The organism is Nocardioides sp. S5 (assembly GCF_017310035.1).
Taxonomy (GTDB): Bacteria; Actinomycetota; Actinomycetes; order Propionibacteriales; family Nocardioidaceae; genus Nocardioides.
The window spans coordinates 4,032,922-4,059,251 of sequence record NZ_CP022296.1 but is presented as its reverse complement, the minus strand read 5'-3'; the positions used below and the strand labels follow the sequence as shown (position 1 = coordinate 4,059,251).

At 72.7% G+C, this 26,330-nt stretch carries 26 protein-coding genes and 1 pseudogene; 21 read left to right on the top strand and 6 right to left on the bottom strand.

Features of this window, described 5'->3' with window-relative positions; translation table 11 throughout:
* Window positions 1–39: 39 nt before the first annotated feature.
* Window positions 40–216: pseudogene (locus CFI00_RS20070) on the bottom strand (antitoxin); the annotation flags it as partial.
* A gap of 77 nt (window positions 217–293) precedes the next feature.
* On the opposite strand from CFI00_RS20070, the gene miaA reads away from it, so the two are divergent.
* Entirely contained in the window at window positions 294–1,205 is a 912-nt protein-coding gene (gene miaA, locus CFI00_RS20065) for a tRNA (adenosine(37)-N6)-dimethylallyltransferase MiaA (RefSeq protein ID WP_207082736.1), read from the top strand.
* Here miaA and CFI00_RS20060 read toward each other — a convergent pair.
* Window positions 1,198–1,803, bottom strand: coding sequence for an NAD(P)H-dependent oxidoreductase (locus CFI00_RS20060; protein WP_207082735.1), 606 nt, complete (start codon window positions 1,801–1,803; stop codon window positions 1,198–1,200). The genes miaA and CFI00_RS20060 overlap by 8 nt on opposite strands.
* A gap of 65 nt (window positions 1,804–1,868) precedes the next feature.
* Between CFI00_RS20060 and CFI00_RS20055 the strand changes: the two genes are divergently transcribed.
* The 3 genes from CFI00_RS20055 (at window position 1,869) to ggt (ending at window position 4,956) form a co-directional block, all read left to right on the top strand.
* On the top strand, window positions 1,869–2,456 hold the full coding sequence (locus tag CFI00_RS20055) for a TetR/AcrR family transcriptional regulator (RefSeq protein WP_207082734.1): 588 nt from the start codon (window positions 1,869–1,871) through the stop codon (window positions 2,454–2,456).
* Window positions 2,457–2,513: 57 nt separating this feature from the next.
* On the top strand, window positions 2,514–3,032 hold the full coding sequence (locus tag CFI00_RS20050) for a dihydrofolate reductase family protein (RefSeq protein WP_207082733.1): 519 nt from the start codon (window positions 2,514–2,516) through the stop codon (window positions 3,030–3,032).
* Window positions 3,033–3,105: 73 nt separating this feature from the next.
* On the top strand, window positions 3,106–4,956 hold the full coding sequence (gene ggt / locus CFI00_RS20045; RefSeq protein ID WP_207082732.1) for a gamma-glutamyltransferase: 1,851 nt from the start codon (window positions 3,106–3,108) through the stop codon (window positions 4,954–4,956).
* A 21-nt stretch (window positions 4,957–4,977) separates the two neighbouring features.
* Here the strand turns inward: ggt and CFI00_RS20040 are convergent, their stop codons facing one another.
* Complete coding sequence (locus CFI00_RS20040) at window positions 4,978–5,646, bottom strand: response regulator transcription factor (protein WP_207082731.1); 669 nt, start codon at window positions 5,644–5,646, stop codon at window positions 4,978–4,980.
* A gap of 129 nt (window positions 5,647–5,775) precedes the next feature.
* On the opposite strand from CFI00_RS20040, the gene CFI00_RS20035 reads away from it, so the two are divergent.
* The 17 genes from CFI00_RS20035 (at window position 5,776) to CFI00_RS19960 (ending at window position 23,646) form a co-directional block, all read left to right on the top strand.
* Window positions 5,776–5,928 carry a hypothetical protein gene (locus CFI00_RS20035; protein ID WP_207082730.1) on the top strand — a complete coding sequence of 51 codons (153 nt, stop codon included), beginning with the start codon at window positions 5,776–5,778 and terminating at the stop codon, window positions 5,926–5,928.
* Between the two features lie 121 nt (window positions 5,929–6,049).
* A complete protein-coding gene (locus tag CFI00_RS20030; RefSeq protein ID WP_207082729.1) occupies window positions 6,050–7,984 on the top strand; it encodes a histidine kinase in 1,935 nt (644 codons plus the stop codon).
* Window positions 7,985–8,213: 229 nt separating this feature from the next.
* Window positions 8,214–8,486 carry a hypothetical protein gene (locus CFI00_RS20025; RefSeq protein WP_207082728.1) on the top strand — a complete coding sequence of 91 codons (273 nt, stop codon included), beginning with the start codon at window positions 8,214–8,216 and terminating at the stop codon, window positions 8,484–8,486.
* A 46-nt stretch (window positions 8,487–8,532) separates the two neighbouring features.
* On the top strand, window positions 8,533–9,861 hold the full coding sequence (locus tag CFI00_RS20020) for a hypothetical protein (RefSeq protein ID WP_207082727.1): 1,329 nt from the start codon (window positions 8,533–8,535) through the stop codon (window positions 9,859–9,861).
* Window positions 9,858–10,529, top strand: a complete 672-nt coding sequence (locus CFI00_RS20015; protein WP_207082726.1) for an ATP-binding cassette domain-containing protein — start codon at window positions 9,858–9,860, stop codon at window positions 10,527–10,529. Before CFI00_RS20020 ends, CFI00_RS20015 begins: the two co-directional genes overlap by 4 nt.
* The gene (locus tag CFI00_RS20010; protein WP_207082725.1) at window positions 10,517–11,065 is read left to right on the top strand and encodes a stage II sporulation protein M; all 549 of its coding nucleotides are present in this window, start codon (window positions 10,517–10,519) and stop codon (window positions 11,063–11,065) included. Before CFI00_RS20015 ends, CFI00_RS20010 begins: the two co-directional genes overlap by 13 nt.
* Window positions 11,062–11,634: a hypothetical protein gene (locus CFI00_RS20005; RefSeq protein WP_207082724.1), complete on the top strand. Its 573-nt coding sequence runs from the start codon at window positions 11,062–11,064 to the stop codon at window positions 11,632–11,634. The genes CFI00_RS20010 and CFI00_RS20005 overlap by 4 nt, the downstream gene beginning before the upstream one ends.
* Window positions 11,635–11,638: 4 nt before the next feature.
* Window positions 11,639–12,571 (top strand): ABC transporter ATP-binding protein, encoded by a 933-nt coding sequence (locus CFI00_RS20000; RefSeq protein ID WP_207082723.1) that lies wholly within the window; start codon window positions 11,639–11,641, stop codon window positions 12,569–12,571.
* Window positions 12,568–13,368, top strand: coding sequence for a hypothetical protein (locus CFI00_RS19995; protein ID WP_207082722.1), 801 nt, complete (start codon window positions 12,568–12,570; stop codon window positions 13,366–13,368). The genes CFI00_RS20000 and CFI00_RS19995 overlap by 4 nt, the downstream gene beginning before the upstream one ends.
* A 21-nt stretch (window positions 13,369–13,389) precedes the next feature.
* Entirely contained in the window at window positions 13,390–14,175 is a 786-nt protein-coding gene (gene dapF / locus CFI00_RS19990; protein WP_207082721.1) for a diaminopimelate epimerase, read from the top strand.
* A 23-nt stretch (window positions 14,176–14,198) separates the two neighbouring features.
* On the top strand, window positions 14,199–14,975 hold the full coding sequence (locus CFI00_RS19985) for an SDR family oxidoreductase (RefSeq protein WP_207082720.1): 777 nt from the start codon (window positions 14,199–14,201) through the stop codon (window positions 14,973–14,975).
* A gap of 54 nt (window positions 14,976–15,029) precedes the next feature.
* The gene (locus CFI00_RS23725; protein ID WP_242532523.1) at window positions 15,030–16,148 is read left to right on the top strand and encodes a thrombospondin type 3 repeat-containing protein; all 1,119 of its coding nucleotides are present in this window, start codon (window positions 15,030–15,032) and stop codon (window positions 16,146–16,148) included.
* 59 nt (window positions 16,149–16,207) lie between these two features.
* Window positions 16,208–17,338: a thrombospondin type 3 repeat-containing protein gene (locus CFI00_RS19975; RefSeq protein ID WP_207082719.1), complete on the top strand. Its 1,131-nt coding sequence runs from the start codon at window positions 16,208–16,210 to the stop codon at window positions 17,336–17,338.
* A gap of 73 nt (window positions 17,339–17,411) precedes the next feature.
* Window positions 17,412–18,992, top strand: a complete 1,581-nt coding sequence (hflX, locus tag CFI00_RS19970) for a GTPase HflX (RefSeq protein ID WP_242532522.1) — start codon at window positions 17,412–17,414, stop codon at window positions 18,990–18,992.
* A 95-nt stretch (window positions 18,993–19,087) separates the two neighbouring features.
* A complete protein-coding gene (gene secD / locus CFI00_RS19965) occupies window positions 19,088–21,373 on the top strand; it encodes a protein translocase subunit SecD (protein WP_207082718.1) in 2,286 nt (761 codons plus the stop codon).
* A gap of 53 nt (window positions 21,374–21,426) precedes the next feature.
* Entirely contained in the window at window positions 21,427–21,558 is a 132-nt protein-coding gene (locus CFI00_RS23915) for a hypothetical protein (protein WP_277988323.1), read from the top strand.
* A gap of 78 nt (window positions 21,559–21,636) precedes the next feature.
* A complete protein-coding gene (locus tag CFI00_RS19960; RefSeq protein ID WP_242532521.1) occupies window positions 21,637–23,646 on the top strand; it encodes an ATP-dependent DNA helicase in 2,010 nt (669 codons plus the stop codon).
* On the opposite strand, the gene CFI00_RS19955 is transcribed toward CFI00_RS19960, so the two are convergent.
* The 3 genes from CFI00_RS19955 to CFI00_RS19945 all read right to left on the bottom strand — a co-directional run bounded on the left by CFI00_RS19955 (window position 23,637) and on the right by CFI00_RS19945 (window position 26,133).
* Window positions 23,637–24,053 (bottom strand): DivIVA domain-containing protein, encoded by a 417-nt coding sequence (locus CFI00_RS19955; protein WP_242532520.1) that lies wholly within the window; start codon window positions 24,051–24,053, stop codon window positions 23,637–23,639. The genes CFI00_RS19960 and CFI00_RS19955 overlap by 10 nt on opposite strands.
* Window positions 24,054–24,056: 3 nt before the next feature.
* Window positions 24,057–24,788, bottom strand: coding sequence for a sulfotransferase family protein (locus tag CFI00_RS19950; protein WP_207082717.1), 732 nt, complete (start codon window positions 24,786–24,788; stop codon window positions 24,057–24,059).
* Between the two features lie 127 nt (window positions 24,789–24,915).
* The gene (locus tag CFI00_RS19945) at window positions 24,916–26,133 is read right to left on the bottom strand and encodes an FAD-dependent oxidoreductase (RefSeq protein ID WP_207082716.1); all 1,218 of its coding nucleotides are present in this window, start codon (window positions 26,131–26,133) and stop codon (window positions 24,916–24,918) included.
* Window positions 26,134–26,330: the final 197 nt, after the last annotated feature.

The following is a 26,330-nucleotide window of genomic DNA, read 5'->3' as shown; positions in this document are numbered from 1 at the left end:
CTTGGCTGATCCGGGGCCGATGTCGTCGTTCTTGCCGTCGAGCTGGTCGAGCGCGTCGCGCGCCTTGCCGGTGGCCTTGTCGATCTTGTCGGCGTGCTTGCCGCCGGTCTTCTCGTTGACGACCGCACCGGCCTTGTCGATGCCCTGGGCGATCTTGTCGCCGTGGTCGTCGACGGCCTGCGTGAGCTTCGCCTTCGCCTTGTCCAGGAAACTCATGAGCGTCCCTCGCTTCGTCCGCCCACCCCGGCGGGTGGGTCCTGCTGCGAGCGTAGCCGTGCTGGGACAATGGACCCATGCCCCAGCCGATCGTCGCCCTCGTCGGCGCGACGGCGTCCGGCAAGACCGGGCTGAGCCTCGACCTCGCCGAGCGCCTGGGCGGCGAGGTGGTCAACACCGACGCCATGCAGGTCTACCGCGGCATGGACGTCGGCACGGCCAAGCTCCCGGAGGCCGAGCGCCGTGGCATCGCCCACCACCTCCTCGACGTCCTCGACGTCACCGAGCCCGCGACCGTCGCGCTCTTCCAGGAGTGGGCGCGCGACGCCGTCGCCGACATCCGCGGTCGCGGCGCCACCCCGGTGCTGGTCGGCGGCTCCGCCCTCTACACCCGCGCCATCGTCGACCGCTTCGACTTCCCCGGCACCGACGAGTCGCTGCGCCGCGAGCTCGAGGCCGAGCTCGAGCGGCTCGGCGGCCCCGCACTGCACGCGCGGCTGGCAGGCGTCGACCCCGAGGCCGCAGCGCGGATCGAGCCCGACAACGGGCGTCGCGTCGTACGCGCCCTGGAGGTCATCGCGCTGACGGGCCGCCCGTACAGCGCCAGCCTCCCCCGCTTGGAGTACGCCGACCCGCTGACCGTGCAGGTCGGTGTCGACATCGACCGGCCGACCCTCGATGAGCGGATCGCGCGCCGGGTCGAGGAGATGTTCGCGACCGGCTTCGTCGAGGAGGTCGAGGCGCTGCTGGCGCGCGGGCTCGCGGAGGGGCGTACGGCGTCGCGGGCGATCGGCTACCGCGAGGTGATGGGCCACCTCGCCGGCGACCGCACGCTCGCCGAGGCGGTCGAGCAGACCACCACCGCCACCCGCCGCTTCGCCCGGCGCCAGGACTCGTGGTTCCGCAAGGACCCGCGCATCGTGTGGGTCGCCCACGACGACCCCGACCGGGTGGAGAAGGCGGTCGGGGCGGTCGAGCGGCTCAGCTGACGCGCACCGGCTCGCGCCGTACGCCGGCGGGGCGCGCGGCGTCGGACGCGCCGAGGTCGGCGGCCTCCCGGATCCAGGCGGCGAGCTGCTCCTCGCTGCGCCCGCGGACGTCGGCGTAGCGGGTCACCTTCGTGGGCTTGATGCCGCAGAACTCCATCGTGCGTCCGCGCACCTGCTTGACGGTGCTGTCGCCGACGAGCGGGAGGTACCACCGCGGCGAGTCGGAGGAGACCGCGAGCCGCCCGGTGCGACCGGCGAGGAGGCCCTCGGGCATGCCGTTCTCCTTGTAGCGGAAGGCCCAGCCGCGCTCGAGGGTGCGGTCGAAGAAGCCCTTGAGCAGCGCCGGCACGGACCCCCACCACAGCGGGGTGAAGACCGCGACGTGGTCGGCCCACGCGAGCAGCTCCTGGGCGCGGACCAGGTCGGGCTCGAGTGCCTGCGGGGCGCGGTAGCCAGTGCGGAGGGAGAGGTCGAAGTCGAGGTCGCGCAGCACGAGCGGGACCGCCGCCTCGCCCGCGCCCTCCGCGTACGACTCGGCGAGGCGGGAGGTGAGCGACTGCGGGTCGGGGTGGGAGTCGATGACGAGGACGTGACGCATGACGGGCTCCATCTGGACAGTGACAAGAATCTGGACACCGCCCACATTGAAGTAGGATGTTGCTCATGTCAAGATCCCTGCCGAAGAACGCCGGCGGCTACCACCACGGGAACCTCCAGGCAGCGCTCGAGGACGCAGCGCTCGACCTCCTGGAGACGACCTCCGCGGCGAAGATCAGCCTCCGTGAGGTGGCTCGCCGCGCCGGGGTCAGCCACAACGCGCCCTACCATCACTTCGGCGACCGGGCGGCGCTGCTCCGCGCGCTCGGCGTACGCGGCATGGCCGCTCTGCTCGCCGCGCAGGAGGAGGCGGTCGCGACCGCCGACGGCACTGTGGCGAAGGTGCGCGCCCTCGGGCTCGCCTACGTCCGCTACGCAGCGACGCACCCGCAGGCGTTCGCGCTGGTCTTCGACCCCGACTACTGCGCCGCCGGCACGCCCAGCGCCGAGATGGCGCCGCTGATCGCCCGCAACGAGGAGCTCCTCGGCGACCTCGTCGGCGAGCTGGTGGAGGAGCCCGGCTACGAGGGCCGCGACCCCACCGCGCTGTCGGCCGCCCTCTGGTCGACCGTGCACGGCATGGCCCAGCTCATCACCCTCGGCCACCTGCCGCCGGAGGCTGCCGAACCTGCGCTCGACGCGCTCGTCCGCTGACCCAGGGCGGCAATTCCGGTCGGGTGCACCACCGCCCGCCGGTGGCACGCTGGACCGATGGCGACGATCTACTACACCGGCTGCACCCTCGACGGCTTCATCGCGACCGACGACCACTCGCTCGACTGGCTGATGTCGCGCGACATCGACCCCGACGGGCCGATGGGCTACCCCGGCTTCCGCGAGCGCCTCGGTGCCTGCGTCATGGGCGCCACGACCTGGCAGTGGATCCTCGACCACGACGACGACCCGTGGGGGCCGCTGCCGACGTGGGTGATGACGCACCGCACCTTCCCGGAGGCTCCGGACAGCGTGCGCTTCGCCCGCGACGACGTACGCCGTGTGCACGCCGCGATGACCGAGGCGGCCGACGGCAAGGACCTGTGGGTCGTGGGCGGGGGAGACCTCGTCGGCCAGCTCCACGACGCCGGGCTCCTCGACGAGGTGTGGCTGCAGTACGCCCCGGTGACCGTGGGCAGCGGCGCGCCCGTCCTGCCGCGCCACGTCGAGCTGCGGCTCGAGGAGGTCGCGCGCAACCGGGACTTCATGTGCGGGCGCTACGAGGTGGTGCGCTGACCCCTCCCGGCGGACGTGGACAGAGCCTGCCGCGGCAGGCAGGGTGGTCGCAACGACTCTCGGGAGGAACCCCATGCCCCACCTCGCCCGCCGCGTGAGCGCCACCGTCTCGGCCAGCGGACTCGCCGTCGCTGCCGTCCTCGTCGGGTCGCCGGCACCGGCCGAGCCCGCGGCCCAGCAGTCCGCCGTCTCGGAGCGCCCCACCGTCAAGGACCCGTTCGCGGTCGGCACGGGAGGCGCGATCAGCACCGTCGACCCCGAGGCCAGCGCTGCGGGGCTCAAGGTGCTCAAGGCCGGCGGCAACGCGGTCGACGCCGCCGTCGCGGCCGCCGCGACCCTCGGCGTCACCGAGCCCTACAGCGCGGGCATCGGCGGTGGCGGCTACTTCGTCTACTACAACGCGAAGTCCGGCAAGGTCCGCACCCTCGACGGCCGCGAGACCGCCCCGATGCGGATGCCCGACGACGCCTTCATCGACCCGGCGACGGGCAAGCCCTACAACTTCACCCCCGAGCTGGTCACCAGCGGCGCGAGCGTCGGCACGCCCGGCACGCTCGCCACGTGGGACAAGGCGCTGGCCAACTGGGGCACGCTCTCCCTGGCCGACGCCCTGGCCCCGGCCACGAAGGTCGCGCGCCGCGGTTTCCGGGTCGACGAGACCTTCCGCCAGCAGACCCTCGACAACGAGGTGCGGTTCGCAGCGTTCAAGGACACCAAGAAGCTGTTCCTGCCGAAGGGCGACGCCCCGGCGGTCGGGACGGTCTTCCGCAACCCCGACCTCGCCGAGACCTACGACCTGATCGCCAGGCGCGGCACCAAGGCGTTCTACCGCGGCAAGCTCGCCCGCATCATGTCCGACGTGGTGCGCAAGCCGCGCACCACGAGGAACACCGACCTCCCGGTGCCGCCCGGCTGGCTGACCCCCCGCGACCTGCGCGACTACCGCGTCCGCTCGCAGCGGGCCACCCGCACGACCTACCGCGGCCACGACGTCTACGGCATGGCGCCGTCGTCGTCGGGAGGCACCACCGTCGGCGAGGCCCTCAACATCCTCGAGCGCTACGACCTCTCCGCCATGACGCCCCAGCAGGCGCTGCACCACTACCTCGAGGCCAGCGCGCTGGCGTTCGCCGACCGCGGGAAGTACCTCGGCGACCCGGCCTTCGTCGACGTGCCGGTCAAGCGCCTGCTCGACGACACCTACGCCGCCGAGCGCGCCTGTGCCCTCGACCCGGCCAGGGCGGCCACCAAGCCGGTCGCGGCGGGCGACGTGACGGCGTACGACGGGGTGTGCGGACCGGCGACCACGAAGGGCACCACCGACGCCGACACCGAGAACATCTCCACCACCAACCTCACCGTCGCCGACCGGTGGGGCAACGTCGTGGAGTACACCCTCACCATCGAGCAGACCGGCGGCTCCGGCATGGTCGTGCCCGGTCACGGCTTCCTGCTCAACAACGAGCTGACCGACTTCTCGACCGTGTACGCCGCCGGCGACCCGAACCGGATCCAGCCGGGCAAGCGCCCGCGCAGCTCCATGTCGCCGACGATCGTGCTCAAGGACGGCAAGCCCTTCCTGGCGCTCGGCTCGCCCGGCGGATCGACGATCATCACCACGGTCCTGCAGGTGCTCGTGAACCGGATCGACCTCGGCATGACGATCGAGGAGGCGATCGCGGCTCCGCGCGCTGCGCAGCGCAACACCGCGAGCGTGACCGCCGAGCCGGCGTTCATCGCGGCCTACGGTCCGGCGCTCACCGCCCTCGGGCACACGCTGGTCCCGGCGGGCGACGCGTTCACCAGTGCGGCGGAGATCGGTGCGGCCACGGCGATCGAGCTCGGTCCCCGCAAGCGGATGACCGCAGTGGCCGAGCCCAGCCGTCGCGGCAAGGGGTCCGCCAAGGTGGTCGACCCCCGCTGAGCCCGCAGGTCGACCCGGCCGTCAGCCGCCCGCGGCGTCCGGGTCGACCAGGCGGAGACGTACGGCGGTGATGAGGATCTGGGTCCGCGACCGGGCCCCGAGCTTCGCGCCGACGTTGGACATGTACTGCTTGACCGAGCCCGCGGAGAGGTACATCCGCTCGGCGATCTGCTGGTTGGTGAGGCCGTGGGCCAGCCACTGGAGCAGCTCGAGCTCGCGCGGGGTCAGGTCGGGCACGCTGCGCGCGAGAGGTGGCGCTCCCTCGGCGACCATCGACGCCACCAGCTCGCGCCGGACGGGCCCGGACAGCGGCATCTCACCGTCGAGGGCCTGCCGCATCCCGGTGCGCAGCAGGTCGCTGGTCGCGTCCTTGAGCAGGTAGCCCGAAGCACCTGCGCGCAGGGCGGCGACCACGTGGTCGGCGGTGCCGAAGGTCGTGATGACCACGATGCAGGCCCCGGGCCACCGCCGACAGATCTCCGCGGTGGCCTCGATGCCCGACATCCGGGGCATCTGGATGTCCATGAGGACCAGGTCGGGACGGAGCTCGCCGTAGCGCTCCACGCCCGCGAGCCCCGTCGCTGCCTCGCCGCAGACCTCGAAGCCGTCGAGGTGGTCGATGATCGAGCGGTAGGAGCTCCGCACCACGTCGTCGTCGTCGACGACGAGCACCTGCGCTGCGACCCCCACGCCGCCACCCTAACCGGCGCGGGGAGCGGGCCGGTCGCACAGTCTGGCCGAAAGTGAATGCCGCGGCACCCTCGACGGACTCGATACTCCGGAGGTCAGAACGACCCACCACCCGAGAACGGACCACCCATGATCCGCACCGCCACCCGCCTGTTCACCACTGCCGCCGTCGCCCTCGTCCTCGCCGCCGGGGTCCAGCCGGCGCACGCGGTCGTCGGCCCCGTCGTGGACGAGGGGACCAACGGCTTCCTCTGCACGATCCTCAAGTTCCGCTGCCCGTGATCATCGACCCCTCCCGGCACGTCGCGGCCGGGAGGGGCGGGCCGCGTGCCGTGCTCCTCGCGAGGTAGGGCTCGTGCCAGACTGGGCTCCGACATGAGTGGCGCTCGGGGGAGCAGTGCGGATGGCAGCGAGGACGTCGGTCGACGCGGTGGCTCCCGCACCCACTGACCACCGGCTGATCGCCCGGCTGGTGCTGGCCACGTTCATGCTGCTCGACGCCGCCGACTTCCCCTACCGCCTGGTCATCGGTGAGGGCCCCGAGGAGCCGTGGGCACCGGGTCTGCACCGTCTCGCCGGCCTCGTCGCCTGCCTGTCCCTGCTCTGGGGGTGGCACCGCGTCCTGGTGGTCTCGACCATGGTGACGGCGGGCTTCGTCGTCGTCCGACAGGAGATCACCGGGTTCGAGCTCTGGTGGCTGCCCATCGCGGTGGCCCTGGCGTCGGCCCGTCGCTCGGCGCCGCTCCTCGTCGCGGTCGCCGCGATCTGCGGCGTGTTCTCGGTGTGGACCTACGAGACCCAAGGGCACACGGCCGTGGTGGGGATCCTCACCCTCTGCGCGCTGGGGGTCCTCGCCGGGCTGGCGGTCGGCTTCGTCACGACCCAGCGCTCCGCCGCGGACGCCCGCGTCGAGGCCCTGCGCGCGGAGAACGCGCGCCTGAGGCGGGACGAGAGGCGCCTGCTCGCCGCCGACCTCCGCACGGCGACCGAGGGGCTCTTCAGCCACGCCCGCCGAGAGAGCGCCAGGAGCCTCGCCAGCACGGAGCCGGCGGACCTGCACCGAGCGCTCCACGCGGTGCGCGACGACGCCAGTGCCGCGCTCGCGAGCCTGCGCCGGCTGCTGGAGGTCCTGCGGGCCACGGAGGTCGAGGCCGGCACCGAGCGGGCCTCGCTCGAGCGGCAGGCAGCGACGAGGCTCCGGAGCGTGCGGTTGGCCGCCGCCGTCAGCCTCGCGGGTCTCGCCGCGGCGGGAGCACTGCGGGCCGCGCCCGGGCTCGCCCCCCATGAGTGGACGCTGGTCGTGGCGCTCCTCGTGGCGGCACTCACCTGTGTGCGCCCCGCGTGGGGTGCGCCCGCCGGGCTGCTCGTGCTGGCTTCGACGTTGTTCGTCGACGCGACGGCGTGGGTCGTCGCGGTGTCCGTCACCGCCGTGGTGGCCGCGGTCGCCCTTGCGCCGTGGCGTACGCCGTGGCGGCTCGGCGCGCTGGGCGGGGTCCTGGCCTACACCCTGCAGCGGCTCCTCCTCGGAGGAGCGGACACGCTCCACGACCTGGCCGCCGTCGCCGCCGGAGCGCTCGGAGCCACCCTCATGGCGCTGGCCGTGCGCGACTACCTCCACACGATGCGCCGCTGGACCTCCGACGAGGAGCGGCTCGCCTCCGAGCGCGCCGACATCGGGCCGGGGGAGCGCACGTCGCTGGCCCGGGACCTGCACGACCAGCTGGGGCACCAGCTGTCGCTCGTCGCGCTGCAGGTCAATGCCGTCGACCACGTCCGCGACCCGGACCGCCTGCGTGAGGTGCTGGGCCGGATCGACGCCACCCTCGCGGCTGCGTCCGGCGAGCTGGAGGTGCTCCTCTCGGTGATGTCGGCCGCCCCCGCGAGCGCGGGTGCGTCGGGTCCGCTGGTGACTCCGTCGGTCGTCTCCCGCGTGATGGGCGACAAGCTCGCGGAGCACGGCCACGACGCCGAGATCGTCGTGGACCCCGCTGTCGACGAGGTCGACCCGACGACCCGGCTCACCGTCGTCCGCGTGCTGCAGGAGGCCACGACCAACGTGCTGCGTCACGGCGCCCCGGGGGGCGAGGTCCGCGGACACATCGGCGTCGGCGACGACACGGTGCGGCTGACGATCAGCAACTCGGTGCCCTCCGGAGCGGCCGGGGGGCAGCTGGCGCACCTGTCCAGCGGCTACGGGCTCCGCGGCATCCGCGAGCGCGTGGCGGTCTCCGGCGGCACCTTCTCTGCGGGGACCGTCGGGCCGCGGTGGTGCGTCGCGGTGACGCTGCCGGTCGCTCCCGTGGTCGCGGTCGCGCGCGGCCGACACGCGAGCGGCTGACCCGGCCCACGAGTGGCCAAAGGTTAATGGTCGCGGTCATCGGCGACGACTAGAACTGAGGTGGGCCCCACGGGGCCACAGGCGGACGGGGTCAGGTGCCTCGGCCGCCGGCTCGGTGGATGGGGCGTGAGCGACACGCAATGACGATCACGCCCCGTGACCGAGCGGTCACACACCCTCCGGCAGCCGGGACTGAACCCCGGCGGCTCCTCAGAAAAGGAACGAAGAGATGACCAACCGTAACACCGCCGCCCTGTCGGCACCCGCGCCCACGAAGATGGCCGTCGGGGCCCTGCTGGCGATCGCCCTGGTCTTCAGCGCGACCACCACCCTGAAGCTCAGCGCGGCCGCCGCCGGTGCCCTCTACTGGGCCCTCAACGCGCTGTCGTGGGCGGCCCTCGCCGCGTCCGTCGTCGCGTCCTTCGGCATCGCCACCGCCCTCGCGGGCCTGATCTACGGCTACGCGAAGAAGTGGGCCCTCAAGACCTTCGTGGCCTGGTGACCTGCTCGTACTGAGCTGGCTGAAGAGATCCGGGACGGGAGTGGACGTGGACACGGTGCACACCGCCGATCGGCGCGTCCGCTCCCGCCCCGGAGCCGCCACCGCGGCGCGACTGGTCGGCGGAGCGTTCACCGGGATGCGCGCCGGCGCCCGGCACGAGCACCGTCAGCAGGTCCACCGGGTGGCGTCGGTCCTCTCCGTCCTCGGCCTCCGGGAGGGCATCGCCTCGCGGCTGGTGCTGGTGGCGTGGGCGGCGCTCGCGGTCGCCACCGTGCTGGGGGCACAGGCGCCGCCGCTGCGTACGGCGGTCCCGTCGGCGTACCGGTGGCTGGTGCCCGCGGCGCTCCTGGCGGTGCTGTGCCTGCTCGGCCTGGGGTTCGCCCGGCACCTCGTCCGGGTCGAGCGCAACCACCGCACCCTGCTGCTGGCCCTGCCGGCACGGACCGGGCGCGGCCTCGTGGTCGGGCTCAGCCTCTCCTACGTCCCGGCGGTCGTGGTCTCGGCGGGCCAGGTGGCCCGCGGCGGCCTCACCGACCTCCCGGCCTCCCTGGGCTCGGTCGTCGAGACGGTCCTCGGTGCCGCCCTGGGGGAGACGTCCGCGCCGCGCACCCTGCTGTGGGCGGGCGCTGCTGCGGTGGTGGTCGCGACGGGACTGGCCACCTCCCGCGCCTCGCGGTGGATCGGCGACCACGGACTGGGACCGCGTGTGCCGGCGGCCCACCGGTCGGCCGGTCGTACGGTCGTGCTCCTGCTCGCCCTCGGGTGGGTCGCTGCGACCGCCCTCGGGTCTGCCGGGCGCTTCGCCGCGCTCGGCCAGCACGTGCTGCTCGCCGCAGCGCTGGTCGCCACGCTCCTCCTCCGCGCCCGCCACGTCCGCTTCGTCTCCCCGGAGACCTTCGGCTACGGGATGTGCCTCGCGGAGCGGGCCGGTGCCGATCCGCGGCGGCTCGCCGCGCTCTCGCGGCGCAACGCCGTCCTGCTGCTGGTGCCCGCACCCGTCGGTGCCGGCCTCCTGCTGGTGCTGCACGGCAGCGGGTTCGCCGTCGTGCTGCTGGCGGCGCTGGTGCTGTTCGAGCTCGCGCTGGCGGAGTTCGTCGTCCAGCGGTCCACCGTGGTCCTGCCGGCCTCGCGGCTCGCCGAGCTGACCGTCGAGTCCAGGGCGGGCCTCGCGGCGGCGGTGTGCCTCGGCGTCGTCTTCACCACCACCGGCTCCGGCGGGCTCTTCGCCATCCTCGACCTCGACGCCCACCGCACGACGGTCGTGGCCGCCTCGCTCCTGCTCACCGCCTCGGCGGTGACGATCGCCTGGCTCGTCCGCATCGACACCCCGCGCTGGCTCACCGGCCTGCGCGCCACCTCCAGGAGCCTGCCGTGATCTCCGTGCGCCACCTCACCTTCGGCTTCGTCGACCGACCGATCTTCGACGACCTCTCCCTCGACCTGCCCGAGTGCGGTCTCGTCGCCGTCACCGGCGCCAACGGAGTCGGCAAGACCACCCTCCTGCGCGTCCTCGGCGGGATCTACCGGTCGGGCACCGAGGTGAGCACGACGTCGGGCCTGCCGGCCCGGGCGGTCTACCTCGACGACGAGTTCCTGACCCTCGACACGCTGACCGTCGGCGAGGTGCTCGCGCTCCTCGCCGCCGAGCTGCCCGGCCTCGCCGCCGACCGGCTGGTCGACCACCCCCTCGTCACCGACACCATGCGCGGCAGCGCGGTCGGCACCCTGTCCCTGGGGCAGCGGCAGCGGTGCGTCGTGGCCGTGGCGTCCTCCCTGACCGGCGCAGACGCCGTGCTGCTCGACGAGCCCTTCAACGCGCTGGACGCCGACGGGGTCTCCCTGGCCCGCCACGAGCTCGCCGACCTGGCGCGGTCGCGACCCGTGCTCTTCGCGACGCACATGAGCGCCGACATCGACGACTTCGCCCACCACGTGCTGCGCATCGGCGGACCCGCCGGCCCGGAGCTGGTCCCCACGGGCCGTCGCGCGCTGGCAGCGGTCGAGGCGGCCGTCAAGGGGGGAGTGGCGACGTGGCAGTCCTGACCTACGCCCGGGCCCAGACCCGGACGCGCCGGTTCGCGTCGTGGTGGAGGCGACCCGCGCTCCTCGTCGTGGCCGCGCTCGCCGCGGGCATGGCCGCCAGCCTGCTCTTCGTGTGGCCCGACGGAGGCGCCGGCGCTGAACCGACCTTCGCCGACATCTTCTTCCACAACGCGTTCCTGGGCCTGGTCCTGGTGGTCGCGTCCCCCTACGTCGCCTGGCCGGCCGTCCTCTTCAACAGCTTCTTCCTCGGGTTCGTGCTCCAGGCCAGCGTCACGACGCACGGCTGGGAGGAGACGGCGCGGCTGACGGCCGTGCACGTCCCGCTGGAGGTGCTGGCCTGGGTGGTCACCCTGTGGTGCTCGGTGCTGCTGGCGGACCTCGCCGGTCGCGCCTGGCGCACCCGGGAGCGCCCTGCCCGCCACGAGGTGGTCCAGCTCGTCCGCGCGGGCGTGGTCGCCACCGTGTTCTACCTCGTCGCCGCCGGCGCCGAGTGGTTCGAGCTCTGGCTCGTCGTCCAAGGAGGAAACCCCGCATGATCGCTCAGACGGAGATCGACGACCGACACCACGCGGAGGACGTCCCGGAGGGGAGTCGCTGGGCCGACCGGGCCAACGTCGCGTTCTGGGGCCTGCTCTTCGGCACCGTGGTGATGATCGCCGCCGACGAGTCCCTGCGCGCCCGGGTGGCCGAGGTGGCGGGGGACAACCCGTTCTCCTCCGACGCGGCGCTCCTGACGGTGCTGCGGGTCGCGACCTTCGGCTTCGCCCTCCTGTTCGCCCTGTTGCAGGCCTGGATCTACGGCCTGCTCCTCGGAGCCGTCACCGCGACGCGTCGCCCGCGCCTCCTCACCGGCTGGGGCTACGTGCTGGTCGCCCAGGCGCCCCTCGTCCTCCTGGTCGGTGGCGCCTACCTCCTCGGCGGGACCGACGCGGTCGCCGACGTCCAGTCCCTGGCGGTCCGGCTGCTCCTGGGTGTCGTCTCGGTGGCCGTCTACGCCTACCTCGCCGCTCGGCGCAGGCAGGTGGAGCTGTCCCGACTGCTCGCCTTCGGGGTGCTGGCCGCGGGCGTGAACACCGCGCTGCTGCTGCTCTCCGCCCAGCGGTGACGTCGTGATCGAGCTGCGCGACCTGTGCAAGGTGCGCGGGACGACCCGCGCCGTGGACGGGATCACGTTCTCGACGCGACCGGGGCGGATCACCGCCTTCCTGGGCCCCAACGGGTCCGGCAAGACGAGCACGTTCAGGTTGGTGGCGGGTCTCGACCTGCCCACCAGCGGCGAGGCCCTGGTGGCCGGGCAGCGACCGTCCGAGTGGCGCCACCCCGCCCGCACCCTGGGCTCGGTGGTGGACGGGCCCGCGCTCCACCCCACGTGGCGCGTCGTGGACCACCTGCGCATCGTGGCCGCCACCCAGGGCATCGGGCGTACGAGGGTCGCTCAGGTCGTCGAGGACTACGGACTCGCGACCTACTCCCACCGACGCGCCCGCGAGCTGTCGCTGGGCATGCGCCAACGGGTGGCGCTGGCCATCGCGATGCTGGGGGAGCCGGGCACGCTGCTGCTCGACGAGCCGGCCAACGGGCTCGACCCGGAGGCGATGCGCTGGCTGCGGGGCATCCTGCGCACGCACGCCGACGCCGGACGCCACGTCCTGCTCTCCACCCACCTGATGCACGAGGTCGCGGAGCTCGCGGACGACATCGTCATCATCGGCCGCGGGCGCCTGCTCTGGAGCTCGTCGGTCGACGACTTCGTCGCCGCCCACGGCGCGCCCCGCACCCTGGTCGGCAGCCCGGACCTGTCCCGCCTCCTCGCCGCCCTCGCGCCGTACGACGTCGAGGTGGCGCCCGCGCCCCGCGGAGCACTCGTCAGCAGGATGACGCCGCGCGAGGTCGGCCGCATCGCGTTCGAGACCCGGTGCGAGATCGACCTGCTGCAGGCCCTCACGCCGAGCCTCGAGGAGCTCTACCTCGACTTCGTCCGGGCACACGACCCGGCGCACCCGTCCGCGACGCTCGCCGAGCGACAGGAGGTCGGGGCATGAGTGCGCGGATCGTCGAGACCTCCCGGGCGCGCGAGCACCGCTTCCCCGGCCTGGTCGTCGCCGAGCTGCTCAAGCTGCGGTGCCAGCGCACGCTGGCCTGGATCGTCGTGCTGACGGTCGCTGCCTCCGCCGGCCTCGCGGCCGTGATGGGGCGCCAGGACCCGGCTGCGACGGGTGGTGAGGCGGCTGTCGCGTCCCTCGCGCTGTTCGCGGGCTACTCGGTGCTGCCCTACGTGTCGGCCTTCCTCGCCTCGTCCTCGGTCGCCGCTGAGTTCGGGTCGGGTGTCGCCCGGGCGGTCTACGCCGCCGTGCCCTCGCGGGCCCCGGTCATCGCTGCCAAGGCACTGGTGGCCGTCGGGGTGGGGTCGATGCTGGCGGTGCTGAGCCTGGTGTCCGCCGCGACGGTGCTGGCCCTCGCGACCCCGGTTCCGACCGATGCGTGGCTCTCGCGGCCCGCGACGTGGGCCGCGTTCGCCGGAGCGGTGGCGAGCTGCTCGGCCCTCGCCCTCGTCGGGACCGCAGTCGGGACGTCGAGCCGGCGGGTCCAGGGCGGGGTGGTGGGCCTCGTCGCGCTGCTGCTCCTCGCGCCTCCGCTGGTGGGAGCGCTCGGCACGGGCGTGCCCCTCGTCGGCGACCTGGGCCAGCTGCTTCCCATGGCGGCGGCCAACGCCCTGGTGGACGACGCGTCGCTCGGGGGTGGAGAGGTGGACCGCCCGGCCGCCGCGGCCGTCCTGGCCCTCTGGTCGGTCGCGTCGATGGTGGTCGCGTCGTGGACGGTGCGGCGCGCGGACCTCTAGGTCCCTGCCACACTGGCAGGCGTGAGCTACCCCTTCCTCAAGGGCCACGGCACGGAGAACGACTTCGTCGTGCTGCCCGACCCGGACGGCTCGGTGCACGGCGACCTGCCTGCCGAGCGGGTGCGCGCGCTGTGCGACCGCCGCGCGGGCATCGGCGGCGACGGGGTGCTGCGGGCCGTGCGCCGTGACGGCGGGTGGTTCATGGACTACCGCAACGCCGACGGCTCGGTCAGCGAGATGTGCGGCAACGGCATCCGGGTCTTCGCCCGCTACCTCCACGAGCGCGAGGGCGAGCCGTTCCCCATGCGCATCCAGACGCGCGACGGCGTGAAGACGCTGGACAGCGCGGGCGACGAGCTCACCGCCGACATGGGCGCCCCCGAGGTCTTCGGGGACACGACGATCTCGGTCGGTGGCCGCTCCTGGTCCGCGCGCCACGTCTCGATGGGCAACCCCCACGCCGTCGCCTTCGTCGACAACCTGGCCGAGGCGGGTCCGCTCCTCGAGGAGCCCGAGCACGACGACGGTGTCTTCCCCGAGGGGGTCAACGTCGAGTTCGTCGTACGCCGCGGCGAGCACCACGTCGCGATGCGGGTCCACGAGCGCGGGTCCGGCGAGACCCGCTCGTGCGGGACCGGTGCCTGTGCCGTGGCCGTCGTGGCCGCGCTCGCCGACGACGCCCCTCGCGGCACGGCGTACCGCGTGGACGTCCCCGGCGGCACCCTCCACGTCGTGTGGACCGAGGACGACCGGATCCTGATGACCGGGCCGGCCGTGCTGGTCGCCGAGGGCGTCACGGACCTGTGAGTGGGACGTCCTAGGCTTCGGCCATGGACATCAACGGATCCTCCGCCATCGTCACCGGCGGCGCCAGCGGCATCGGTGCCGCGGTCGCCCGCGCCCTCGCAGCGAAGGGCGCGATCGTCGTCGTCGCCGACCTGAACGTCGAGAAGGGCGAGGCCCTGGCCGCCGAGATCGGCGGCGTCTTCGCCGCCGTGGACGTGACGCGGACCGAGCAGGTCGCCGCCGCCGTCGAGGCCGCGGCGGAGATCGCCCCGCTGCGTGCCTGCGTGAACTCCGCCGGCATCGGCTGGGCCCAGCGCACCATCGGCCGCGACGGGATGCTGGAGTCCGCCCACGACCTCGACGCCTTCCGCAAGGTCGTCGAGATCAACCTCATCGGCACCTTCGACATGACCCGCCAGGCCGCGACCGTCATGAGCCGCAACGAGCCCGACGCCGACGGCCAGCGGGGCGCGATCGTGAACCTCGCCTCGGTCGCCGCCTTCGACGGCCAGATCGGCCAGGCGTCCTACTCCGCGTCCAAGGGCGGTGTGGTCGGGATGACCCTTCCGGTCGCGCGTGACCTCTCCGCCGCCGGGATCCGGCTCAACACCGTGGCGCCCGGTCTGATCGACACCCCGATCTACGACGCCTTCCCCGACCCCGACGAGTTCAAGGCCAACCTCGGCCAGAACGTCCTGTTCCCCAAGCGCCTCGGCCACGCCGAGGAGCTCGCCAGCATGGTCGTGGAGTGCCTGACGAATTCCTACATGAACGGCGAGACGATCCGCGTCGACGGCGGCATCCGGATGCCCCCCAAGTGACATCGGTCCTCCCGCAGAGGATTGGACGCGCCACAACGGGGTAGGGGCGCGGGCATGGGGATGCTGATGCGTGCAGGAACAGTGCTCGCGACCGTGCTGGCGAGCACGGTCGTGGTGGGGGCGACGACCACGCCGGCGGCGGCGGCCGGGGATCTCCCGCCCGCCTGCACGGTGGTGGCGGGCTTCGGGCCGACCGTCGAGATCGCGCAGTACCCGGCCGCCCGGATCGCCGATCTCGATGTCCGCGTGCCCTGGAGCTACGAGATGTCGAGGAGCACGCTCGTGCTCGTCAACGGGCAGCCGGGGCCGTACCAGTGGCGGAGCTGGGTCCTCAGCGACTCCGGCATTCGACTCGACGGCTCCTACGGCGCGGTCGTCTTCGACAACGAGGCCGCGCTGGGGCAGGGCGAGCCCGGCCCGTCCGGTGGCGAGGTGCGCGTGAGGCCCCAGCAGCCGCTGCCCCGCGACTACGTGTCCGACGAGCCGACCTGGTACGTCGAGATGAACGGCGAGCCGTTCCCGAGCAGGCCGTTCGACGTGGTCGTCACCTACTCCGACTGCGACGAGGACCGTGACGGGGCCGGCGACAGGAGCCGTGACAACTGCGTCGGCACCTACAACCCCGACCAGCGCGACCTCGACGGTGACCGTGCCGGTGACGCCTGCGACGCCGACGACGACGGCGACGGTGTCGCCGACGCGAGCGACAACTGTCCCTGGGCCGTCAACGCGGACCAGATCGACTGGGACGGTGACCGGGTCGGCAACGCCTGCGACAGCACGCCCGGTGCCGCGCCGGTGACCCCGACCCCGACCCCGACCCCGACACCGACACCGACTCCCACCACCGACCCGGTCCCGCCCACGACCGGCTGCACCGACAGCTGCGCCTACGTGCGCACGGTGGAGCTGCGCCACCGCGCGAAGCGCCACCGGTTCCGGGGCACCGTCGCCTCGGTCGCCGACGGCTGCCGGAGCTCGGTCCCGGTGACGATCTGGCGCAAGCGCTCCGGTGCCGACCGCGAGCTCGTCGTGGTGACGACGCGCGCCTCCGGCGCCTTCCGGACCCGTGCCCCGCGGGCGGCCGGCCGCTACTACGCCACCGTGGGCTCGGCCGCCGAGCCCCTGTGCGGCGCCGACCGCTCGCGCGTCGTACGCGTCCGGCGCCGGTGACCCCGACGTCGTCGCACCGACCGGTTGGCGCTCGCGCGGACCGCGCCTAGCCTGTGGCGATGCGTCAGACCCGCTCCGCCCTCTCGGGCCTCGTCGCCGGCCTCCTCGCCGTCGTGGTGGCTCCGGTCGCCACCACTCCCGGGGCGGCAGCCGCAGAGGCGGTGCCGTGCGTCCGCACCGTCGACGGGCCCGGCGGCGCCATCGCCGCGGGCACGGCGGGAGCCGGCGAGTTCAGCACGACCGCGATCGAGCTCGACGCACCCGCGGCACCGGGCCTGGTCGAGGACGTCGACGTGACCTTCGCGATCGTCCACTCCGATGCTTCCGACCTGCGGGTCCGGCTCGTCCACGCACGCACGGAGTCGATCGTGCAGCGCCGCCTCGCCGGCAGTGGCTCGCAGGTCCGTCCGTTGTCGTGGGACGACGAGGCGGCTGCGGTCTACGGGACGGCCTCCGAGGCCGGCACCTACCTGCCGTACGAGCCCCTGAGCGTCCACGACGGCTCGGTCTCGGGAGGCAGGTGGCGTCTCCTGGTGGACAACTGGAACCCGAACATCGCCGACGGGCGCGTGGTCTCGTGGTCGGTGCGGATCAGCTACACCTCGTGCGACGGCGACGCCGACGGCGTCGAGGACCACGTCGACAACTGCACCGGTGCGGCCAACCCCGACCAGGCCGACGCCGACCGCGACGGCACGGGCGACGCCTGCGACGGCGACCCCGACGGGGACGGCGTGGTCGGGTCGGGCGACAACTGCCCGTCGGTGACCAACCCCGGACAGGAGCAGACCGACGCCGACGCCCTCGGCGACGCGTGCGACCTCGACGATGACGACGACGGCCGTGCTGACGCCTCCGACGGCTGTCCGCTCGTCTCGGCCGGTACGTCGACCGGGTGCCCGTCCGCGGCGACCAGGGTGCGTCTCGGCAGGTCCCGCAGCCGCCTCGTCGGCCGGGTCTTCTCCGACGTCCGCGACTGCCGTGCCGGGGTCGAGGTCACGGTGAAGCGCAAGAAGGCCGGCCGTGACCGCAAGCTGGTCGTGCTGACCACCCGCCAGGACGGCCGCTTCCGCACCCGCGTGCCGCGTCGTGGTGCCACCTACTACGCCGTCGTCCGCACGCAGTACGCCGCAGGCGCCGCCGAGTGCGGCTCCAGCAGGTCCCGCAAGGTCCGCGTCAGGCGTCGCTGAGCGGGGCCCTGCCGGCGAGGCCCGGGCAAAGTGGTTCGCGCACCGGGGCGCGCCGACCTAGGCTGGACGGCATATGACGAACGCACCTGCCCAACCGAATGGCCCGGCCACCGACTTCACCCTCCGTGACGCGCTCGACGCGACCCGCGGCTGGGACGACGAGGCGATCGAGCTCGACGGCACGCTCGACGCCGACCTTGCCACCACGGACGACACCGACGACGACTTCGAGTCCGGCTACGCCGACGACGAGCCGTACGACGAGTGGGACGACACCGACCCCGAGGAGCTCACCGTCGGCGCCCAGGAGCTGGCCGAGCGCCACGCCCTGCGCCGGGTCGCGAGCCTGCGCACCGAGCTCGAGGACATCACCGAGGTCGAGTACCGCCAGCTCCGCCTGGAGAAGGTCGTGCTCGTCGGCGTGTGGACCGGCGGCACCGTCACCGACGCCGAGAACTCGATGGCCGAGCTCGCGCTGCTCGCCGAGACGGCCGGCTCCGAGGTCCTCGAGGCGGTCTTCCAGCGCCGCCAGTCGCCCGACCCGGCGACCTTCATCGGTCGCGGCAAGGTCGAGGCGATCCGCGAGATCGTGCAGGCCACCGGCGCCGACACCGTCATCTGCGACGGCGAGCTCGCCCCCAGCCAGCTGCGCAACCTCGAGGACAAGATCAAGGTCAAGGTGGTCGACCGGACGGCACTGATCCTCGACATCTTCGCCCAGCACGCGAAGAGCAAGGAGGGCCAGGCGCAGGTCGAGCTGGCCCAGCTGCAGTACATGAAGCAGCGCCTGCGCGGCTGGGGCGGCAACCTGTCGCGCCAGGCCGGTGGTCGCGCCGCCGGTGGTGACGGCATCGGTGGCCGTGGCCCGGGTGAGACCAAGATCGAGACCGACCGCCGCCGGATCAACACCAAGATCGCCAAGCTGCGGCGCGAGCTCAAGGAGATGCGCGGCACCCGCGACGTCAAGCGCCAGTCGCGCCGCCGCAACCACATCCCGAGCGTCGCGATCGCGGGCTACACCAACGCCGGCAAGTCCTCGCTGCTCAACCGGCTGACCGACGCCGGGGTGCTGGTGGAGGACGCGCTCTTCGCGACCCTCGATCCCACCACCCGGCGTACGACGACCAGCGACGGCCGCATCTACACGATGTCCGACACGGTCGGCTTCGTCCGTCACCTGCCCCACGGCCTGGTCGAGGCGTTCCGCTCGACGCTGGAGGAGGTCGCCGACTCCGACCTGCTGCTGCACGTGGTCGACGGCTCCCACCCCGACCCTGAGGGCCAGATCGCCGCGGTGCGCGAGGTGCTGGCCGAGATCGGCGCGACGAAGGTCCCCGAGATCATCGTGATCAACAAGGCCGACGCCGCTGACCCGCTGGTGATCAGCCGGCTGCGGGCGCGTGAGCCGCACAGCGTGGTGGTCAGCGCGAAGACCGGTGAGGGCATCGAGGCCGCGCTCGCGACCATCGAGTCCGAGCTGCCGCGGCCGCAGGTGGAGTTCGACGTGCTGCTGCCCTACGAGCGCGGCGACCTGGTCAACCGGATCCACCAGGAGGCCGAGATCGGCTCCCTGGAGCACACCGGCGACGGCACGCTGGTCGTCGGTCGGGCCAACGCGGACCTGGCCGGCGAGCTGGAGGCGTACGCCCGCTGACGCGCCGACGGCCCGGAACCAACCGCGGTGGTCAGCCGTTGGGCAGTCCGTGCCCGGATTCGGGCGTTCGAAGTCGGTAGGGGAGTATGTCGCGCATGTCACGTGGTGTCTGGGTCCGCTTCATCCTCGTCCTCGGCCTCCTGGCCGGGTGCGCGGCGCTCGCCCTCAACGTCAAGCCCAACCTGGGCCTGGACCTCCGGGGCGGCGCGCAGTTCGTCTTCGAGGCGGAGGGCACCGAGCAGACCCCGGCCACGGCCGAGAACGTCGACAAGACCCTCGAGGTGCTGCGCGGCCGCGTCGACGCCCTCGGTGTCGCGGAGTCGACCCTCGTCCGCCAGGGCGAGAACCGGATCCTCGTCGAGCTGCCCGGCGTCACCAACGACGAGGAGGCACAGGAGGCAGAGGAGCGCATCGGCACCACTGCGAAGCTCACCATCCACGAGGTCCTCGCCACCGCGCAGCCGGACGCCGAGCCGTCGAAGAAGGCCAACCAGGTCCTCCCGTCCGACCAGGGCGACACGCTCGAGATCGGTCCCACGGTCATCCAGGGCGAGCAGATCAGCGGCGCGAGCGCGGTCCAGCGCGACCAGAGCGTCGAGTGGGTCGTGGCCATCGACTTCAACGGTGAGGCAGGCAGCACCTGGGCCGACATCACCGGCGCCGCCGCCTGCAACGCCCTCGGCGACCCGAAGCGCCGCATCGCGATCGTGCTCGACAACGAGATCATCTCCTCGCCCGAGGTCACCGAGGGCATCGGCTGCAACGTCGGCATCCGTGGCGGCGCCACCGACATCACCGGCGACTACACCGCCGAGGAGGCCAAGGACCTCGCCGCGCTCATCGAGGGCGGCGCCCTCCCGCTGGAGCTCAAGGCCATCTCCGACCGCCTCGTCGGCCCCTCGCTGGGTGCCGCGGCGATCGACGCCTCGATCGAGGCCGGCATCATCGGCCTGATCCTCACCGGCCTGTTCATCGTCGTGGTCTACCGCCTCGTCGGCGCGATGGCGACCGTCGCGCTGGCGTCGTACGCCCTGCTCGCCTACGCGATGCTCGTCGGGCTCGGCTCGACGCTGACCCTGCCGGGACTCGCCGGCTTCGTGCTGGCCATCGGCATGGCGATCGACGCCAACGTGCTCGTCTTCGAACGGGCCCGGGAGGAGTACGCCGCCTACCCGTCCGCGGGCCTGCGCCGCGCGCTCCAGGTCGGCTTCAACAAGGCCTGGACCGCGATCATCGACTCCAACGTCACCACGCTGCTCGCGGCCGCACTGCTGTTCTTCCTCGGCTCCGGCCCGATCAAGGGCTTCGGTGTCACCCTCTCCATCGGTGTCATCGCCTCGATGATCTCGGCGCTGATCATCGCCCGCGTGCTGTGCGACCTCGCGGTCTCCAACAAGGGCGTCACCCGCAAGCCGGCGATCAGCGGGCTCGGCAACGTCGGCAAGGTCCGCACCTGGCTGGACCGCAAGGACCCCGACATCATGAAGCACCGCGGCCGCTGGCTGGCCGTGTCGGGTGCGGTGACGGTCTTCGCCATTGCCGGCATCGCCCAGGGGCTCAACCTCGGCGTCGAGTTCACCGGCGGCCGCCAGCTCGACTACTCGGTGAGCCAGGACGTCACCGTCGAGGAGGCCCGGGCCGCCGTGTCCGACGCCGGCTTCTCCGAGGCCGTCGTCCAGACCGCCGACGACCCCGCCGACTTCACCGTCCGCACCGGCGAGATCACCAACGACGAGGAGCAGCGGATCGAGGACGAGCTGTCCGCGATCGGTGGCGACGTGGAGAAGATCGACGACCAGCAGATCGGCGCCGCGCTGGGAGACGAGCTGCGCAACAACGCCCTCATCGCCTTCGGCGTCGCCTTCCTCGCCCAGCTGCTCTACCTCGCCATCCGGTTCAAGTGGACCTTCGGTGTGGCGGCCGTCATCGCGATGGCGCACGACGTGCTGATCGTCGTCGGCGTCTTCGCGTGGCTGGACAAGCCGATCGACGGCATCTTCCTGGCCGCTGCGATGACCATCATCGGACTCTCGGTCAACGACACCGTCGTCGTCTTCGACCGCGTCCGCGAGCGCTGGCACGGCTCGAAGCCCGAGGACGACTTCACGACGCTGGCCAACAAGGCCGCCGTCGAGACGGTGCCGCGCACCGTGAACACCGGTCTCGGCACGATGTTCATCCTCGCTGCGCTGGCGATCCTCGGCGGCGACTCGCTGCGCGACTTCTCGATCGCGCTGCTCATCGGTCTGGTCGTCGGCACCTACTCCTCGATCTTCACCGCCACCCCGCTCGTGACCTATTTCCACGAGAAGTGGCCGATGAGCCGGGTGAAGAAGGAGAAGGTCGAGCGGACGCCCGAGGACTCCGGCGCGGTCGTCTGAGGCGAGCTCGCTCTTCTCCTGCCCGGTGACCGGGCGCGGCGTAGGCTCGTCGCATGTTCTGGTTCCTGCTGATCGTCGTGCTCGGTGTCGTGGCCTACCGTTACCGGGTGAAGATCCTGGCGAAGGTCCTCGGCCAGCCCGAGCGCCGCATCGAGCGCCAGATGGGGCGCAAGAAGCTGCACTGACGCACCCCGCCGCGCGTCCCGCGGCGCGTTGTGGATGGCGTACGCCGTGGTGTCGGCGAGGCCGCGTAGGGTTCTCTGGTGCCTGAGACCGCGACTGCCGCCAGCCCCGTCGGCACCCCTGTGACGGACGTGCTCGCGCAGGCCGTCAGCGCCCTCGGCGGACAGCAGCGCGACGGCCAGGTGCAGATGGCGAGCGAGGTCGCCGAGGCCATGTCCGAGGGCCGCCACCTGCTCGTCCAGGCCGGCACCGGCACCGGCAAGTCGCTGGGCTACCTCGTCCCCGCGATGCTCCACGACAAGCGCGTCGTCGTCGCCACCGCCACCCTCGCGCTGCAGCACCAGCTCGTCGAGCGCGACCTGCCGCGCCTGGTCGAGGCGGTCAAGCACGTGCGCGGGGTCGACACGTCGTACGCCGTGCTGAAGGGCCGCTCCAACTACGCCTGCCTGCACCGCATCCGCGCCGGCGTGCCCGACGACCAGGGCACCCTCGTCGACGTCCCGACCGGCTCGATGGCCGAGAAGGTCCTCGAGCTGCGCGCGTGGGCGGAGGAGGAGACCGAGGCCGGCGGCAGCGGCGAGCGTGACAACGCCCCGCGCCACACCGACCGCGAGTGGCGCCAGGTCTCGGTCAACCACCGCGAGTGCCTCGGCGCCGCGAAGTGCCCGTTCGGCGCGGAGTGCTTCGCCGAGCTGGCCAAGGAGAGGGCCCAGCGCAGCCACCTGATCGTCACCAACCACTCCCTCCTCGCGATCGACGCGATCGAGGAGGTGCCGATGATCCCCGACTACGACACCGTCGTGATCGACGAGGCCCACGAGCTCGTCCAGCGCGTCACCCAGGCCGCGACAGACGAGCTCGGCGCGTCCGACATCGAGCGGGCGGCGCGCCGCGCCGGCCGCTGGACCGACGGTGACGGCGACCCGGCCGGCGACCTCGAGGACGCGGCGGCTCAGCTCGCTGAGGCCTTCGAGGCCACGCCGCCGGGACGCATCGACCCGATGTCGACGCAGCTCGCGGACGCGCTCGTGCTGGTGCGCGACGCTGCCCGTGCGTGCGTCTCGGCGTTCCCCCGCGAGTCCGGTGGTGAGGCCGAGGGCGACGCGGGACGCACCCAGGCCAAGGGCATGGTGCAGGAGGTCTTCGTCAACGCCGAGCGGATGGCTGCCGGCTCCGACCGCGACGTGCTGTGGCTCGGCGAGGCGCGTGACCGTTTCCCCGCCCGGCTCCACGTCGCCCCGCTCCAGGTGTGGGGCCCGATGCGCGACAAGCTCCTCACCGAGAAGACCGTGGTCTTCACCAGCGCCACGCTGATGCTCGGCGGCGAGTTCGGCGCCGTCGCCACCTCGCTCGGCCTCAAGCCCACCGAGCGCATCGGCTCGCAGATCGCGACCGCCAAGGACGACGACGAGACGGCGCTGCCGTGGAAGGGCCTCGACGTGGGCTCGCCCTTCGACTACGGCCAGCAGTCCATCCTCTACGTCGCCCGCCACCTGCCGCAGCCCGGCCGCGACGGCCTCGGCCAGGCCCAGCTCGACGAGATCTGCGACCTCGTCGACTCCCTCGACGGGCGAACGCTGGGCCTCTTCTCGTCGCGTCGTGCCGCCGAGACCGCCGCCGAGGCCGTACGCACCCGGCTGCCGCACCTGACCACCCTCGCGCAGGGCGACGCCCAGCTCCCCGAGCTCGCCAAGCAGTTCGTCGAGGACCCGCACACCTGCCTGTTCGGCACGCTGTCGCTCTGGCAGGGCCTCGACGTCCCCGGCGACACCTGCCAGCTGGTGATCATCGACCGGATCCCCTTCCCGCGCCCCGACGACCCGCTGATGTCGGCGCGCGCGAAGGCTGCCGACGACCGGGGCGGCAACGGCTTCATGGAGGTCTCGGCGACGCACGCGGCGCTCCTGTTGGCCCAGGGCGCCGGCCGGCTGATCCGCACCACCTCCGACCGCGGCATCGTCGCCGTGCTCGACCCGCGCCTGGAGACCGCTCGCTACGGCCGCTTCCTCAAGGCGTCGCTGCCGCCGATGTGGTCGACGACCGACCCCGCGCTCGTCCGCCAGGCGCTGAAGCGCCTGGGTCAGGCGTAGAAGGCGTAGGCCACGATCGCGAGCAGCACGACGAGCGCCAGGACGACGAGGATGCGCGGTGAGCTCGACCTCACCTCGGTGACGGCGTCCGACCGCGTGCCGCTCGTGGTCTCGTACGCCGCCGACGCGGGCGTCTCGCGGGCCGCCGGAGTCGCCGGTGCCGCTCCTCCGGAGGTCCGGCCGAGCTCCGCCGCGGCCTGGTCGAGCCAGCTGTCGACCTCGCCCATGTCGTAACCCTCGGCCAGCCGCACCGGGTTGAACCTCAGGCTGCTGACGTCCGAGGCCGTCATCGACGTCGCCCCGTCGGCGAGTGCGACGAAGACACGGTCCACCGCTGTGTCGACGTCCGCGACGTCGTAGCCCTCGCGGAGCCTGGTCGTGCTGAAGCGTGGTCGTTCGAGCGCCATCTGTCAGTCCTCCTGGACGGGAGCGTCGGGTGGGTAGCCGAAGACCTGGTAGTCGCGGCGGTACATCTGCGCCACCAGCGCCCGCAGCTCGTCGGAGACCTGCCGGTCGCGGCCGCCGGGTGCGGTCTGGTTCTTGGGCGCCGTCGGCACGGCCGGGGCGCCGATGCGCTCGCACACCTCGGCGAAGTCCCGGTCGAACGTCTCCAGACGGCCGACGAAGTCGACCCGGTTGAGGTCGATCATCCGGCTCTGCAGCGTGAGGTGCTGGTCGGTGCCGGGCACGGCCGACAGGTCGTGCGCCGCGGTCCAGCGGGCGAACTCCTCCACCGTCTGCATCCGCTCGTGGGTGGCGGGGTCGAAGTCGTAGTAGTTGTGGTCCACGACCTTGTCGTGCCACGCCGACACGAAGCGGTCGAGCGGGTCGCGCACGAACGCGAAGGTGAAGTAGTCGGCGTACGACGCGAGCGGGTAGCGCACCCGCATCGCGTGGTCGACGTCGAGCGCGACGCCGTTGGTCTCGCAGTGGTGGCGGATCGTGCGGGTCGCCACCTTCGCCACGCGGTACCAGACGAAGCGGTGGCTGTGGCTGACGGTGAGGTTGTACGCCAGCGGGCTGAGCCACGCCGACTCCTCGGCCGCGACGGTGAGCCGGTCGAGCTCGGCCTCGCCGTCGGGCGTCAGCCGCCGTCGGTTGCCCGGGCGGGTGCGGAAGAGCGCGGGGTCTGGGCTGGACATCGCCGCGAGGCTACCGCGTGGGCGCCGGTGTGGTTTCGAGGCTCGCTCCGCTCGCACCTCAACCACCGAACGATCGCTGGTTGAGGTGCGAGGAGCGCCAGCGACGAGCCTCGAAAACCGGTGACCCCTACCCGAACGCGATCCGCCCGCGCAGCGACTCCAGGTCTGACACCGGCTCCTTGCCGGTCGACGCGATGAGCTCGCGCGCCTGGTCGACGCTGTCCCACACGTTCCACAGCAGCACGCCACGGACCTGGCCCGAGCCGACGTAGTAGACGACGCCGGTGCCGATCTCGCCGTGCTTCCAGTCCTCGACCATGTCGAGCTCGCTCGACGTCTCGCCGACCGCCTCGTAGCCCGCGTCGAGGATGTCGGACCAGAAGAAGGGGGTGTAGTCGTAGGCCGCGTCGGCGCCGGCCATCACCTTGCCGGCGTGCGCGCCGGACTTCTCCGCGTGGTCGACGTGCTCGACGCGACGGCGCCCGAGCAGCGCGTCGGGGTAGGACGCGACGTCGCCCGCGGCGTACACGTCAGCGGCGCTGGTGCGCAGGCGGTCGTCGACGACGATGCCGTCGTCGACCTCGAGGCCGGCGGCCTCCGCCAGGGACGTGCGCGGGAGCACGCCGACGCCGATGACCGCTGCGTCGGCCGCGATGTCGGTGCCGTCGTCGAGCCGGATCCGTACGCCGTCGCCGGTGTCCTCGCCGCGCTCGACCGAGCCGTGCACGATCGTCACGCCGCGGTCGTCGAAGGCCTTGGTCAGGCTGGCGGCGAGCGCGCGCGGGAACATCTGCTCCTGCACGTCCTCCCGGTTGAGCACGAGCGTGACGGCGACGTCGTTCTGCACGAGCGCGGAGGCGATCTCCGAGCCGATGTAGCCACCGCCGACGACGGCGACGTGGCTGCCCTTCCCGGCGATCGCGCGCAGGCGCTCGTAGTCGGCGGCGGTGCGGTAGTAGACGACCCGCGGTCCGGGGTCGAGGGCGAGCACGCGCGGCTCGGCACCGGTGGCCAGCAGGAGCTTGCCGTAGCCGACGCTGCTGCCGTCGGCGAGGCGTACGGCGTGGGCGTCGGGGTCGATCGCCGTCACGGTCGTGTCGGTGACGAGGTCGACGTGGTCGTCGTCCTCCAGGTCACCGGCGAGCGAGTTGCCCTCGAGCGTGGCGCCGTCCTTGAGCCACAGGTCCTTCGACAGGGCGGGGCGGTAGACGGGCTTGGCGGGCTCGGAGCCGATGACGGCGATGCTGCCGCCCTCGTCCTCCGACCGGATGCCGGAGACCGCACTGGCGGCCGCGACACCCCCACCGACGATGACGTAGTCGTAGGAATCCTGGAGTTGGCTCATGCAGCCATCGTGCACCCGCGCTGGTTGTCACTGGGTGTGTCCCTATTCGGGACGACACCGGCTCCCCTTCACCCCTACCTGACGGACGTGTGGTTTGGTCGCCGTCCGAGCGCCACGGGGGTGGTCTTACCTCGGTTCCGACCCAGTGCCCCAGTGCTGCAGGGTGGCGGTCGGCTCTTCCCCGGCCCATCCGGGTG

What these genes read in the sequence shown, in the direction of transcription:
- miaA (WP_207082736.1), top strand. Translation starts at nt 294, where the DNA reads ATGCCCCAGCCGATCGTCGCCCTCGTCGGCGCGACGGCGTCCGGCAAG.
- CFI00_RS20060 (WP_207082735.1), bottom strand. Translation starts at nt 1,803, where the DNA reads ATGCGTCACGTCCTCGTCATCGACTCCCACCCCGACCCGCAGTCGCTC.
- CFI00_RS20055 (WP_207082734.1), top strand. Translation starts at nt 1,869, where the DNA reads ATGTCAAGATCCCTGCCGAAGAACGCCGGCGGCTACCACCACGGGAAC.
- CFI00_RS20050 (WP_207082733.1), top strand. Translation starts at nt 2,514, where the DNA reads ATGGCGACGATCTACTACACCGGCTGCACCCTCGACGGCTTCATCGCG.
- ggt (WP_207082732.1), top strand. Translation starts at nt 3,106, where the DNA reads ATGCCCCACCTCGCCCGCCGCGTGAGCGCCACCGTCTCGGCCAGCGGA.
- CFI00_RS20035 (WP_207082730.1), top strand. Translation starts at nt 5,776, where the DNA reads ATGATCCGCACCGCCACCCGCCTGTTCACCACTGCCGCCGTCGCCCTC.
- CFI00_RS20030 (WP_207082729.1), top strand. Translation starts at nt 6,050, where the DNA reads ATGGCAGCGAGGACGTCGGTCGACGCGGTGGCTCCCGCACCCACTGAC.
- CFI00_RS20025 (WP_207082728.1), top strand. Translation starts at nt 8,214, where the DNA reads ATGACCAACCGTAACACCGCCGCCCTGTCGGCACCCGCGCCCACGAAG.
- CFI00_RS20005 (WP_207082724.1), top strand. Translation starts at nt 11,062, where the DNA reads ATGATCGCTCAGACGGAGATCGACGACCGACACCACGCGGAGGACGTC.
- CFI00_RS19995 (WP_207082722.1), top strand. Translation starts at nt 12,568, where the DNA reads ATGAGTGCGCGGATCGTCGAGACCTCCCGGGCGCGCGAGCACCGCTTC.
- CFI00_RS19985 (WP_207082720.1), top strand. Translation starts at nt 14,199, where the DNA reads ATGGACATCAACGGATCCTCCGCCATCGTCACCGGCGGCGCCAGCGGC.
- CFI00_RS23725 (WP_242532523.1), top strand. Translation starts at nt 15,030, where the DNA reads ATGGGGATGCTGATGCGTGCAGGAACAGTGCTCGCGACCGTGCTGGCG.
- CFI00_RS19975 (WP_207082719.1), top strand. Translation starts at nt 16,208, where the DNA reads ATGCGTCAGACCCGCTCCGCCCTCTCGGGCCTCGTCGCCGGCCTCCTC.
- hflX (WP_242532522.1), top strand. Translation starts at nt 17,412, where the DNA reads ATGACGAACGCACCTGCCCAACCGAATGGCCCGGCCACCGACTTCACC.
- secD (WP_207082718.1), top strand. Translation starts at nt 19,088, where the DNA reads ATGTCACGTGGTGTCTGGGTCCGCTTCATCCTCGTCCTCGGCCTCCTG.
- CFI00_RS23915 (WP_277988323.1), top strand. Translation starts at nt 21,427, where the DNA reads ATGTTCTGGTTCCTGCTGATCGTCGTGCTCGGTGTCGTGGCCTACCGT.
- CFI00_RS19955 (WP_242532520.1), bottom strand. Translation starts at nt 24,053, where the DNA reads ATGGCGCTCGAACGACCACGCTTCAGCACGACCAGGCTCCGCGAGGGC.
- CFI00_RS19950 (WP_207082717.1), bottom strand. Translation starts at nt 24,788, where the DNA reads ATGTCCAGCCCAGACCCCGCGCTCTTCCGCACCCGCCCGGGCAACCGA.
- CFI00_RS19945 (WP_207082716.1), bottom strand. Translation starts at nt 26,133, where the DNA reads ATGAGCCAACTCCAGGATTCCTACGACTACGTCATCGTCGGTGGGGGT.